The sequence below is a fragment of the Herbaspirillum sp. C7C2 genome (assembly GCF_022627865.1).
In the GTDB taxonomy this organism is placed as follows: Bacteria; Pseudomonadota; Gammaproteobacteria; order Burkholderiales; family Burkholderiaceae_D; genus Herbaspirillum; species Herbaspirillum frisingense.
This window is the reverse complement of record NZ_JABXGI010000001.1, coordinates 405,337-418,209: the sequence shown is the minus strand read 5'-3', so window position 1 is coordinate 418,209 and position 12,873 is coordinate 405,337. Positions and strand designations below refer to the sequence as shown.

At 64.4% G+C, this 12,873-nt stretch carries 10 protein-coding genes; 9 read left to right on the top strand and 1 reads right to left on the bottom strand.

Annotation, left to right across the window (positions count from 1 at the left end):
• Positions 1–77: 77 nt before the first annotated feature.
• Positions 78–686 carry a cysteine hydrolase family protein gene (locus HWE04_RS01975; protein WP_241811330.1) on the bottom strand — a complete coding sequence of 203 codons (609 nt, stop codon included), beginning with the start codon at positions 684–686 and terminating at the stop codon, positions 78–80.
• A gap of 122 nt (positions 687–808) precedes the next feature.
• Here HWE04_RS01975 and HWE04_RS01970 point away from each other — a divergent pair, with 122 nt between their 5' ends.
• The 9 genes from HWE04_RS01970 (at position 809) to glyS (ending at position 12,825) form a co-directional block, all read left to right on the top strand.
• The gene (locus tag HWE04_RS01970; RefSeq protein WP_241811329.1) at positions 809–1,711 is read left to right on the top strand and encodes a LysR family transcriptional regulator; all 903 of its coding nucleotides are present in this window, start codon (positions 809–811) and stop codon (positions 1,709–1,711) included.
• 195 nt (positions 1,712–1,906) lie between these two features.
• Positions 1,907–3,247 (top strand): tRNA (N6-isopentenyl adenosine(37)-C2)-methylthiotransferase MiaB, encoded by a 1,341-nt coding sequence (gene miaB / locus HWE04_RS01965; protein WP_241811328.1) that lies wholly within the window; start codon positions 1,907–1,909, stop codon positions 3,245–3,247.
• A 31-nt stretch (positions 3,248–3,278) separates the two neighbouring features.
• Positions 3,279–4,403, top strand: coding sequence for a PhoH family protein (locus HWE04_RS01960; protein ID WP_241811327.1), 1,125 nt, complete (start codon positions 3,279–3,281; stop codon positions 4,401–4,403).
• Entirely contained in the window at positions 4,390–4,845 is a 456-nt protein-coding gene (gene ybeY / locus HWE04_RS01955; RefSeq protein ID WP_039875009.1) for an rRNA maturation RNase YbeY, read from the top strand. Before HWE04_RS01960 ends, ybeY begins: the two co-directional genes overlap by 14 nt.
• Positions 4,846–5,071: 226 nt before the next feature.
• Positions 5,072–6,796 (top strand): methyl-accepting chemotaxis protein, encoded by a 1,725-nt coding sequence (locus HWE04_RS01950; protein WP_241811326.1) that lies wholly within the window; start codon positions 5,072–5,074, stop codon positions 6,794–6,796.
• A gap of 250 nt (positions 6,797–7,046) precedes the next feature.
• Complete coding sequence (locus HWE04_RS01945; RefSeq protein ID WP_039875006.1) at positions 7,047–7,925, top strand: HlyC/CorC family transporter; 879 nt, start codon at positions 7,047–7,049, stop codon at positions 7,923–7,925.
• 26 nt (positions 7,926–7,951) lie between these two features.
• Positions 7,952–9,577: an apolipoprotein N-acyltransferase gene (gene lnt, locus HWE04_RS01940; RefSeq protein WP_241811325.1), complete on the top strand. Its 1,626-nt coding sequence runs from the start codon at positions 7,952–7,954 to the stop codon at positions 9,575–9,577.
• A gap of 133 nt (positions 9,578–9,710) precedes the next feature.
• Positions 9,711–10,622, top strand: a complete 912-nt coding sequence (gene glyQ / locus HWE04_RS01935; RefSeq protein WP_077237376.1) for a glycine--tRNA ligase subunit alpha — start codon at positions 9,711–9,713, stop codon at positions 10,620–10,622.
• A gap of 82 nt (positions 10,623–10,704) precedes the next feature.
• Entirely contained in the window at positions 10,705–12,825 is a 2,121-nt protein-coding gene (gene glyS / locus HWE04_RS01930) for a glycine--tRNA ligase subunit beta (RefSeq protein ID WP_241811324.1), read from the top strand.
• The last annotated feature ends 48 nt before the right edge of the window (positions 12,826–12,873 follow it).

Here is a 12,873-nt window from a genome sequence, read left to right as displayed (position 1 = left end):
TGCTCCCAAAAAATGCGCTACCGCATGGGTAGCGCTTGAGCGTGATTTTTAGAAGCAGCGCACTTCTCCGGACATTGTCAGCCGGTCGCCAGCGCGTTCGCATCCGGCACCACGGTGGCGAAACGATCCGCCAGCTCGACCAGGGCCGCGCGCTGGATGTCGGCGGCGCTGATGGGCTGGCCGCCCAGCGGATCAGGCAGGTCGCGCGTGGCGCAGGCGGCAGCGACCACGGTACTGGCGTAGCCGTGATCCAGCGCAGAACGCACGGTGGCGCTGACGCACATGTGGGTGGCGAAGCCGGCCACGATCAGGGCGCGGCGACCGGTCTTCTGCAGGGCCTCATCCAGGGTGGTGCCGGCAAAGGCGTTGGGCAGGCTCTTGTGCACGATCAGCTCGCCGGGCTCGGCCTGCAGGCCGTCGATGATGGCCACATGCGGCCCTTGTGGATCGAACATGGCAGCACCCGGCTTGCTGTGGTGGACCACGTGGATCACCGGTGCGCCAGCAGCGCGCGCCTGTGCCAGCAGGGTGGCGATCTGGCCGACGGCAGCATCGATGCCGGCCAGCGGTGCGCGGCCGGTGGTGTATTCGGTCTGATGGTCGATGATGAGCAGGACGGCTTCCTGCCAGGTGGCGGCGCGGGAAGTGCCGCCGGCGATCTGGATCAGGGTCTGTGGCGTGGACATGGGTGACTCCTTGTCTGAAGAAGGGAAGAAGGAAATTCGAAAAGATGCTGCAGAACATTGATGACAGGCCATCTTAGTCCGATAAAATTCGCACCACCATTCCCCGCCATCGACAGCCACCTGTGAAAAAATTGACAGCCCTTCCCCCCGCCACCCAATCCGCGCACGCAGCCTTGCAAGCCGACTGGGAGAGCCTGCGCAGCTTTGTCGCCTTCATCGACGCCGGCAGCTTTTCCGGCGCGGCGCGCTTGCTGGGGGTGACGCACGCCACCATCGGCCGCCGCCTGCAGCAGCTGGAGGCGGCGATGCAGGCGCCGCTGTTCATCCGGCGCGCCGACGATGTCGAGCTCACCCGCCTGGGCGAAAGTGTGCTGACGGCCGCCCGCGCCATGCAGGAACAGACCCGGCAACTGGCCCGCACCCTGGCCGGTGAAGACCTGCGGCTGGAAGGCAAGCTGCGCCTGGCCTGCACCGATGCCATCGGTACCCTGTTCCTGGCGCCGCGCCTGCCGGCGCTGTTGCAGCAATGGCCGGCGCTGGACGTGGAACTGGCACTGGGCCACCAGACGCTCAGCCTGGCCCGGCGCGAGGCCGACCTGGCGCTGCGTTTCGCCCGGCCGCAGGATGGCGAACTGATCGCGCGCCGGCTGGGGAGGGTGCGCTTCTACCTGTGCGGCACGCCGGCCAATGTCGCCCTGTGGCGTCGCGCCCGCAAGACGGCGCCCTTCGTCGGCTATGACGATGGCGTGCCCGACATTCCGGAGACGCAGTGGATTGCCACCCATGCAGCCGGAAATCCGGTGCGCTTTCGCAGCACCAGCCTGGTGGCGCAGTGCATGGCGGCGCGCGCCGGGGTCGGACTGGCGCTGCTGCCCAGCTACCTGCTGGCGCCGGAATTGCAGACTGTGGACGCCGCGCCACAGCTGGAGCGCGAGCTGTGGGCGGTCTTTCACCGCGACCTCAAGGCCCTGCCGCGCCTGCGTGCGGTACTGGACTGGCTGCTGGACTGCTGCGGCGAACTCTGAGCCGATTCCCGGCGATACGCCGCCCGCAGGCCACGCCCGGCCTGGCGCGGCCTGCGGTGATATAATCGCGAACCTTCGAGGATGGGCTCCTCCACCGCTGTAGCAGCAGATTCCAGCGGCCCGCCGCCCTCCTCCTTGCCGGCGCCCGCATGGGTCCATGCGGCCTCTCCAGCGCTCTACGCCTGAAACAGATCTATGCAGAAAAAAGTATTCATCAAAACCTTCGGCTGCCAGATGAATGAGTACGACTCGGACAAGATGGCCGACGTGCTCAATGCCTCCGACGGTCTCATCAAGACCGACCGTCCGGAAGAGGCGGACGTGATCTTGCTCAACACCTGTTCCATCCGCGAAAAGGCGCAGGAAAAGGTGTTTTCCGACCTGGGCCGGCTGCGCGCACTGAAGAAGGACAATCCCGACCTGCTCATCGGCGTGGGCGGTTGCGTGGCCTCGCAGGAGGGGGACGCCATCATCAAGCGCGCGCCCTTCGTGGACATGGTGTTCGGCCCGCAGACCCTGCACCGGCTGCCGCAGATGATCAGCGAGCGACGCTACAGCGGCCGCCCGCAGGTGGACATCAGCTTCCCGGAGATCGAGAAGTTCGACCACCTGCCCCCGGCGCGGGTGGAAGGCGCCAGCGCCTACGTGTCAATCATGGAAGGCTGCAGCAAGTATTGCAGCTACTGCGTGGTGCCCTATACCCGTGGCGAGGAAGTCTCGCGCCGCTTCGAGGACGTCTTGACCGAGGTGGCCGGCCTGGCTGACCAGGGCGTGAAGGAAATCATGCTGCTGGGCCAGAACGTGAATGCCTATCGCGGCGTGATGGAAGATGGCGAAATCGCCGACTTCGCGCTGTTGATCGAGTACATCGCCGAGCTTCCCGGCATCGAGCGCATCCGCTTCGTGACCAGCCATCCCAAGGAATTCTCGCAGCGCCTGATCGATACCTATGCCAAGGTCCCCAAGCTGTGCAACCACCTCTACCTGCCGGCCCAGCATGGCTCGGACCGTACCCTGGCGGCCATGAAGCGCGGCTACACGGCGCTGGAATACAAGTCGGTGATACGCCGCATGCGCAAGGTGCGCCCCGATATCACGGTGCAGTCCGACTTCATCGTCGGTTTCCCCGGTGAGACCGAGGAAGATTTCGAGGCCTTGATGAAACTGGTGGCCGATGTCGGCTTCGACAACAGTTTCTCGTTTATCTTCAGCGCCCGCCCCGGCACGCCGGCAGCCAACCTGCCCGACGATACGCCGGCCGAGGTCAAGCTGGCGCGTCTGCAGCGTCTGCAGGCCGCACTCAACGACAACGCCGCCAAGATCAGCGCAGCCCAGGTCGGCTCGGTGCAGCGCATCCTGGTCGAAGGCATTTCCAAACGCCGCGAAGATGAACTGCAGGGCCGCAACGAGAGCAACCGCGTGGTCAACTTCGATGGTGGACCGAATGGCCAGCGCCTGATCGGCCAGATCATCGAGGTCCGTATCACCGAGGCCTTCCCGTTCTCGCTGCGCGGCGAGATCGTCACGCGGCATTGATATTTCAATCCCCCCCAACCGGAAACGTGCATTGAAAAAAGTCCCCAACCAGCCTCACCACTTCACCCCCCAGCCGCTGGACAACCGGCGCCTGGCCAACCTGTGCGGCGCACTCGATGAAAATCTGCGTCAGATTTCCGCCGCGCTGGACGTGACCATCTTCCGCCGTGGCGACCGCTTCGTGGTCACGGGCACCAATGCCGAACGTGCGGTGGAAGTGCTGGAGCGCTTCTATGAAAAGGCGGACCGCCCGGTCGCCGTGGACGACATCCAACTGGCCCTGGTCGAGCAGCGCGCCAATGCCGCCGCCGATGAAGAAGCCGGCCTGCCACCGCTGCCGGCACGGCGTGGCAAGACTGCAGCTGCAGCCGCTACCGACGACGACGACAAGACGGACCAGGACCCGCTGCCCGAGAGCCCGGTATTGAAGACCCGCAAGCACGACCTGCGCGGCCGCACCCCCCACCAGAGCCAGTATCTCAACGCCATCCTGGAGCACGACATCACCTTCGGCGTGGGCCCGGCCGGCACCGGCAAGACCTATCTGGCAGTGGCCTGTGCAGTCGATGCGCTGGAGCGCGATGCCGTGCAGCGCATCGTACTCACGCGCCCGGCAGTGGAAGCGGGCGAGCGTCTGGGCTTCCTGCCGGGCGACCTGGCGCAGAAGGTCGATCCCTACCTGCGCCCGCTCTATGACGCGCTGTATGACCTGCTGGGCTTTGACCGCACGCAGAAGCTGTTCGAGAAGCAGGCCATCGAGATCGCGCCACTGGCCTACATGCGCGGGCGTACGCTGAACCACGCCTTCATCATCCTCGACGAAGCCCAGAACACCACGCCGGAACAGATGAAGATGTTCCTCACCCGCATCGGCTTCGGCAGCAAGGCCGTCATCACCGGTGACGTCACCCAGGTGGACCTGCATCATGGCCAGAAAAGCGGCCTGGTCGACGCCATCTCGGTACTGCACGATGTACGCGGCATCGCCTTCTCGCGCTTTACCAGCGCCGACGTGGTGCGTCACCCGCTGGTGGCGCGCATCGTCGATGCCTATGACGCCGCCGGCAACAGCCGCCCCGATACCGCGCGCGCCACCGCCCGCACCGCCACCAATCTCTTGACCAAGTCCGCCAGGCCCCGCAATGCCAAAACCTAAACTTACGCTGTCGGTGCAATACGCCGACGACCGCCTCAAAGAGGCCATCACCCGTCCCCTGCTGCGCCGCTGGGTGCAGGCCGCGCTGTTCGCGCCGGCCGAACTGACGCTGCGCTTCGTGGGCAGCGAGGAAGGCCGCGACCTGAACCGCGACTATCGCGGCAAGGACTACGCCACCAACGTGTTGACCTTCGCCTATACCGAAGACGAAGACAGTGAAGTCACCCAGGCCGACATCATCTTCTGTACTGACGTACTGGAAAAGGAAGCGGCCGAGCAGAAGAAGAGCGTGGAAGAACACACCGCCCACCTGGTGGTGCACGGCGTATTGCATGCGCAGGGCTACGACCATGAGGACGACGAAGAAGCCAACGAGATGGAGGCGCTGGAAACCGAGATCCTGGCCGGGTTGGGCTATGGCAATCCTTATGCCGCGCGCTGACGCGATGCGCTGAGGGTGCCGCCCTTGCCTTGATGGATGAACGGTCTGCTGCGGCAGGCCGTTTTTTTTTCGTCTGCTTGCCAGACATCAAGCAGTTGCCAACCTGGCTACGACAAATCTGATCGATGGGAGCACATCGATATTCAAACCCGAGATTGTGATGACGGTATATCAATGAAGCCCGTCTTTCACATCGGTTTTTCTGCAAACTTTAAGGAAAAACCTGATGGGAATTTGCCTCCTGCTGGACAAGAATGGAGGCACACAATTATTCATCGGGGAGAAGGTCATGAAGAACTGGAAGATCGGCCACCGTCTTGGCCTGGGTTTCGCAGCAGTCCTGGTATTGCTGGTGGCAGTGGCCGCTTTCGGCCTGCAGCAGGTGTCGCGCCTGAACGATCGCATCGTCTTCCTGACCTCCATTGACGAGGGCAAGCTGGAAGCCTTGTCCAAAGTGCAATTCGCCATCGGCCTGCGCGCCATCGCAGCCCGCAACCTGACCCTGGTGACTGATGCCGCCGAGCAAAAGAATGATCTGGCGCTGGTGGGCTCTTCGCAGCAGGACATCGACGCCGGCATGGCCGCACTGACCAAGCTGATGCAGGACCCGGCCACCACCCAGCAGGAACGCGACATGCTGGAGCAGTTGCGCAAGCTGGAAGCGCAGTATCTGCCGGTGGCCGTCAACATCGTCAAGCTGGCCACTTCGCAGCAGACCGATGCCGCGCGCGCTTCGCTGGTCAAGGATTGCATGCCTATCCTGAACCGCGTCATCGCCCATGTTGCGCAATTCAACAAGATGCTGCGCAGCAATTCGGAAGCCAACGTGGAACAGGCCGAAGCCGCCTATGACCTCGCCAAATGGACCATGCTGGGCGCCAGCCTGGCGGCCCTGATGCTGGGAGGCCTGATCGCCTGGCTGCTGACCCGCTCCATCTCCCGTCCGCTGGCCCAGGCCGTGAGCGTGGCGCAAAGCGTGCAGGCCGGTGACCTGGGCAGCCATATCGAAGTGAACAGCAAGGATGAGCTGGGTCAGCTGATGGCCGCACTCAAGGGCATGAACGAGAGCCTGGTGGCCATCGTGGGCGAAGTGCGCCATGGCACCGACACCATCGCCGTGGCTTCCGACGAAATCAAGCGCGGCAACATGGACCTGTCCAACCGCACCGAACAGCAGGCCAGCTCGCTCCAGGAGACCGCCTCGGCCATGGAACAGCTGACCGCCACCGTCAAGCAGACCGCCGACAATGCCCGTGAAGCCCGTCGCCTGGCCGACAATGCCTCGCAAGTCGCTGCCAAGGGTGGCGCCGCAGTGGGCCGGGTGGTAGAGACCATGCATTCGATCAGCGCGTCCTCGCACAAGATCGTGGACATCATCAGCGTCATCGATGGCATCGCTTTCCAGACCAACATCCTGGCCCTGAACGCGGCCGTCGAAGCGGCCCGTGCCGGCGAACAAGGCCGCGGCTTTGCGGTGGTGGCCTCCGAAGTGCGCACCCTGGCGCAACGCTCGGCGGTCGCCGCCAAGGAAATCGAAGCACTGATCAACGAGTCGGTGGCCAAGGTGGCTGCCGGCGAACAGCAGGTCGGCGAAGCCGGATCGACCATGCAGGAAGTGGTCAAGAGCATCGGCAGCGTGACCCAGATCGTGCAGGACATCAGCGCCGCGAGCAGCGAGCAGACCACCGGCCTGGAACAGATCAACAGCGCCGTCGCCCTGATCGACGAAGCCACCCAGCAGAACGCCGCACTGGTGGAAGAAGCAGCCGCTGCCGCCGCGTCGATGCAGCAGCAGACCGAAGCGCTGACCGATGTGGTGAGCGTGTTCAAGCTCTCCCCCACCCAGGGCCAGGCAGCACCGGTTGCCGTCTCCGCCAACCCGCAGCGCAGCCAGCAGCAGCACGCCGAGGTGCACGGCGGCGGACAGATGGAAGCGCTCAGCTATGCCTAAGCAGGCATAAGCGGGGCAACAGCTAGCGCCCATCGATACGATTTCCCTGAAGTAGTTCTTGCCGGCATCAGTGATGCCGGCTTTTTTCACGTCCATGCGCAACGTCACTGCCAGCTTGCGTTTCCGGGCGGCAAGCGGGGCGCCAAGGATGAGCTGGAGAGCGCTGTTGTCGGGCCCCTTTAGTGGACTTGTCACATAATTGTTGTATCCTATGGATCTTCGAAACTACGTCGGGCTCGCGCCTAACGCCATGCAAGATCACCCTAGTAGCGTCAAATCTGACGCTAAACCCCATCGTTCTCTGTTTGAACGACTCACCGCACTGATTTCCCCCGAGCCCGAGAACCGGGCAGAACTGCTCGAAGTGTTGCATGACGCCCACGAGCGCAACCTGATCGATGCCGATGCGCTGTCGATGATCGAAGGCGTGTTCCAGGTGTCTGACCTGGCCGTACGCGACATCATGGTCCCGCGCTCGCAGATGGACACCATCGATATCTCCAAACCCATCGAGACCTGGATGCCGGAAGTGCTGGCGACCTCGCACTCGCGCTTCCCCGCCGTGGATGGCGAGCGCGACAAGGTCATCGGCATCCTGCTGGCCAAGGACCTGCTGCGTTACTACGCGGAGGAATCCTTCGACGTGCGTGACATGCTGCGCCCGGCCATCTTCATCCCTGAATCCAAGCGCCTCAACGTACTGCTGCGCGACTTCCGCGCCAACCGCAATCACATGGCCGTGGTGGTCGACGAATATGGTGGCGTGGCCGGCCTGATCACCATCGAGGACGTGCTGGAACAGATCGTCGGCGACATCGAGGACGAATACGATTTCGACGAAGCCGAAGACAATGTGCTGGCCCTGAAGGACGGTCCGCACGGTCCGCGCTGGCGCGTCAAGGCGCTCACCGAACTGGCCCAGTTCAACGAAGAAGTGGGCAGCCGCTTCTCCGAGGACGAGGCCGATACCATCGGCGGGCTGGTCGCCAACCATGTGGGCCGCGTGCCGCGCAAGGGCGACGAGTTCGATATCGATGGCCTGCATTTCGAAGTACTGCGCGCCGATGCGCGCCAGGTGCATGTACTGCTGGTGTCCAAGCTCCCCCCGGCACCGGTGGACGAAGAGTGATGTTCTGATCTGCCAGCCTTTCCAGCGTGAATTCCCCTGCCTCCCCTGAATTGCACTCCCCGCCCGGGGAGGCCGCCGCTCGCGGTCGCCTTGCCCTGACCGTCGGCCTGTTGCTGCCGGTGGCGGCAGGTGCGCTGAACGTCTTCGCCTTTGCCCCGTTCAAGTGGTGGCCGCTGCAGATCGTCGCGCTGGCCTGGCTGTTCCACGGTGTACTGGCACGGCCGCAGGCCAGTGTGCGCGGCCACTTCCTGCGTGGCTGGCTGTATGGTTTCGGCTGGTCAGCGGCAGGCGTGCACTGGCTCTACATCAGCATGCACGACTACGGTGGCATGCCGGGCTGGATGGCGGCGCTGGCAGTAGGCCTGCTGGCGCTGTACCTGGGTCTCTATGCCGGCGCGGCCACGGCCCTGGCGGGCTGGCTGCGCAATCGCTGGTCGTCCTCGCCCCTGCTGCTGGCGCTGTTCATGCTGCCGGCCCTGTGGGCCTTGTCGGAATGGCTGCGCGGTTGGGTATTCACCGGTTTCCCCTGGCTGATCTCGGGCTATGCGCACACGGTGGGGCCGTTGGCCGGCTTCGCCCCGGTCGGCGGGGTCTATCTGGTGGGCTGGGTCGCGGCGCTCATTGCCGGCAGCCTGGCCCTGCTGTGGATGGGGCTGTGCCGCAAGGGCGTGGCCGGTACCGGCCAGCGCATCGTGCTGCCGCTGTGCGCGGCCGCCCTGCTCTGTGCAGGCGGCGTGGCACTGCGGCTGGTGAAGTGGACTGCGCCACAGGGCCAGCCGATCACGGTGCGGCTCCTGCAAGGCAATATCCCGCAAGAAATGAAGTTCTCCAACGATGCCCTGGTATCCACGCTGGGGATGTATGAACAGATGATCAGCGCGGCCCCGGCGGACCTGATCGCCACGCCGGAAACCGCCATCCCGCTGCTGCCCCAGCAATTGCCGCCGGATTACCTGGAACGTATCGCCCGCTTTGCGCAACTCAGCGGCAGTCACCTGGCGCTGGGCATCCCGCTGTCCGATGGACCGCAGCAGTATGCCAATTCGGTGCTCGGCTTCAGCCCCGGCGTCGGGTCGGCACTGATGCCTTACCGCTATGACAAGCACCACCTGGTCCCCTTCGGCGAGTTCATCCCGCCCGGTTTCCGCTGGTTCGTCGACCTGATGCATATCCCGCTGGGTGACATGACGCGCGGCGCGCCGGTGCAATCGCCCATGGGCGTGAAGGACCAGTGGATCCTGCCCAACATCTGCTACGAAGACCTGTTCGGCGAGGAAATCGCCGGCCAGCTGCGCGATGCCTACCGCGCCGGCCAGCCGCAGGCCAGCGTGCTGCTGAACCTGTCCAACATCGCCTGGTTCGGCAACTCCATCGCCCTGCCCCAGCACCTGCAGATTTCGCAGATGCGTACCCTGGAAACCGGCCGCCCGATGCTGCGGGCCACCAATACCGGCGCCACCGCCGTGATCCTGCCGGGCGGTGCCACCAGCGAGCTGCCGCCCTATACCCGCGGCGTACTGGCCGGCCAGGTGCAGGGCTATGGCGGCCAGACACCCTACATTCTGCTGGGCAACAAGCTCATCGTCGGCATTGCGCTGTTGATGCTGCTGCTGGCCTGGGGCCGCAACAAGGCTGCCCGTATCCGGCACTGAACCCGGCGATGATGCCCACGCTGGCCCCCAGCGCGCCGCCGGTCCCGTCCAAAACCGGGTCAAACGCCCCAAAAGACGCTAAAATCCAAGGTTTTCGCAATTCCTCCGCCGGTTCGCCAGGCAACCACACACGATGCTGACATTTCAACAAATCATCCTCAAGTTGCAAGAATATTGGGACGCCCAGGGCTGCGCGCTGCTGCAACCCTATGACATGGAAGTTGGCGCAGGTACCTCGCACACCGCGACCTTCCTGCGCGCGATCGGCCCCGAGCCGTGGCGCGCCGCCTATGTCCAGCCGTCGCGCCGTCCCAAGGATGGCCGCTATGGCGAAAATCCCAACCGCATGCAGCATTACTACCAGTACCAGGTGGTGTTGAAGCCGGCTCCGGAAAACATCCTCGATCTGTACCTGGGTTCGCTGGAAGCCCTGGGCCTGGACCTGAAGCAGAACGATGTGCGCTTCGTCGAGGATGACTGGGAAAATCCCACCCTGGGCGCCTGGGGCCTGGGCTGGGAAGTCTGGCTCAATGGTATGGAAGTGACGCAGTTCACCTATTTCCAGCAGGTCGGCGGTCTGGACTGCAAGCCGGTGCTGGGCGAGATCACCTATGGCATCGAACGCCTGGCGATGTACCTGCAGGGCGTGGAAAACGTCTATGACCTGGTCTGGACAGAATGGACCGAGAACGGCGTCAAGAAGCACCTGACCTATGGCGATGTGTTCCACCAGAATGAGGTGGAGCAATCGACCTTCAACTTCGAGTATTCCAACACCGAGTTCCTGTTCTCGCTGTTCTCCAACTACGAAGCCGAAGCCAAGCGCCTGATGGAGGTGCCGCTGGCACTGCCGGCCTACGAGCAGGTCCTCAAGGCGGCACACACCTTCAACATGCTCGACGCCCGTGGCGCCATCTCGGTGACCGAGCGTGCCGCCTACATCGGTCGCATCCGCAACCTCTCGCGTTCGGTGGCGCAGGCCTACTTCGAATCGCGCGAACGCCTGGGCTTCCCGATGCTGGGCGAGGCCAAGGTTGCAGCCTGAAGAGCGGGCTGAACACGGCCAATGACATCATGCGGCGTCGGCCCAGGGCCGGCGTCCCGAGCAAGACAGCAAGACAGACAACATGAACCAGACACTCCTCGTAGAACTCGTCACCGAAGAACTGCCGCCCAAGGCCTTGGCCAAGCTGGGCGATGCCTTTGCCTCCGGCATTTTCAACGGCCTGCAAAGCCGCGGCTATCTCGAATCCGATGCCGCCGCCACCGCCTATGCGACTCCGCGCCGGCTGGCCGTGTCCATCACCGGCGTGCGCGCTGCCTCGCCCGACAAATCCATCCGTGAAAAGGTCTTGCCGGTCACCGTGGCGCTGGACGCCGAAGGCCGTCCGGCCGCACCGCTGGTGAAAAAGCTGGCCGCCCTGGCCGCCGCCACCGGTGCCACCGTGATCACCCCGGACCAGCTCGAACGCGCGCAGGACGGCAAGGCCGAGAGTTTCTTCTACACCTACACCGCCAAGGGCTCGGCCCTGGCCGTGGGCCTGCAGGCGGCGCTGGAAGAGAGCCTGTCCAAGCTGCCCATCCCCAAGCTGATGAGCTATCAGCGCCAGTTCGGCCGTGCTGCCGGCGAGACGGTGCACTTCGTCCGCCCGGCGCACTACCTGGTGGCACTGCTGGGCAACGACGTGGTGCCGATCAACATCCTGGGCCTGGATGCCGGCCGTACCACGCTGGGCCATCGCTTCCTGTCCTCCGGTGCGCTGCAGATCAGCGCGCCGCAAACCTACGTGGAAACGCTGGCTGCGCAAGGCAAGGTCATCGCCAGCTTCACCGAGCGCCGCGAAAAGATCCGCACCGCGCTGCTGGCCAAGGCGGGTGCCGACCAGGTGCTGATGCCCGATTCGCTGCTGGACGAAGTGACGGCCCTGGTCGAATGGCCGGTGGTCTATGAATGCAAGTTCGAGGATGAATTCCTGGCCGTACCGCAGGAATGCCTGATCCTGACCATGCAGACCAACCAGAAGTATTTCGCGCTGACCGACAACGCCGGCAAGCTGCGTTCGCGCTTCCTGATCGTCTCCAACCTGGAGACCGCCCATCCGGAACACATCATCGGCGGCAACGAGCGCGTGGTGCGCCCGCGCCTGTCGGATGCCAAGTTCTTCTTCGAGCAGGACAAGAAGAAGACCCTGGCCGAGCGTGTCCCGCAACTGGCCAACGTGGTCTACCACAACAAGCTGGGCAACCAGCTGCAGCGTACCGAGCGCGTGCAGGCGCTGGCCGGCAAGATTGCCACGCTGATGGGCGGCGATGTGGCCCTGGCCGAACGCGGCGCCCTGCTGGCCAAGGCCGACCTGTTGACCGACATGGTGGGTGAATTCCCCGAACTGCAGGGCATCATGGGTACTTACTATGCGCGCCATGACGGCGAGCCCGACGAAGTCGCCCTGGCCGCCTCCGAACACTACCAGCCGCGCTTTGCCGGCGATGCGCTGCCCGCCAGCGCTACCGGTACCGCCGTGGCCCTGGCCGACAAGCTGGAAACCCTGGTCGGCATCTGGGGCATCGGCCTGCAGCCGACCGGCGACAAGGACCCGTTCGCCCTGCGTCGTCACGCCCTGGGCGTGCTGCGCATGCTGGTGGAAAAACGCCTGCCGCTGTCGTTGACCGCGCTGCTGGACGCCGCTGCGGCACTGTTCGCCGGCAATGCCAATTTCAAGGACCCGCGCGCCGACGTGCGTGCCTTCATCTACGACCGCCTGCGTGGCCTGCTGCGCGAGCGCGGCTTTGCGCAGAACGAAGTCGAAGCGGTAGTGGCGCAGCAACCCGAGGTGCTGGACAACGTGGTCGAACGCTTGCAAGCCGTGCAGGCCTTCGCTGCCCTGCCGGAGGCTGAAGCCCTGGCTGCGGCCAACAAGCGCATCACCAACATCCTGAAGAAGATCGAAGGCGTGGCCATCGATGCCCACGGCGCGGTGCAGGAAAGCCTGCTCCAGGAAGCGGCCGAACAGGGCCTCTTCGCGGCCATGCAGACCACCCGTCCACAGGTGGAGGCCGCCTACGCCAAGGGCGACTTCGCCGGCGCCCTGAAGGCGCTGGCGCAATTGCGCCAGAACGTCGATGCCTTCTTCAACGACGTCATGGTCAACGCCGAGGACGAGCAACTGCGCAAGAATCGCCAGGCACTACTGGCGGCGCTGCACGGCATGTTGAACCAGGTGGCCGATATTTCCAAGCTGGCGGCGTAAGCAGCACGCCACGCCCGACCGTCGTACCGATCCGCCGCGCATGGGCCT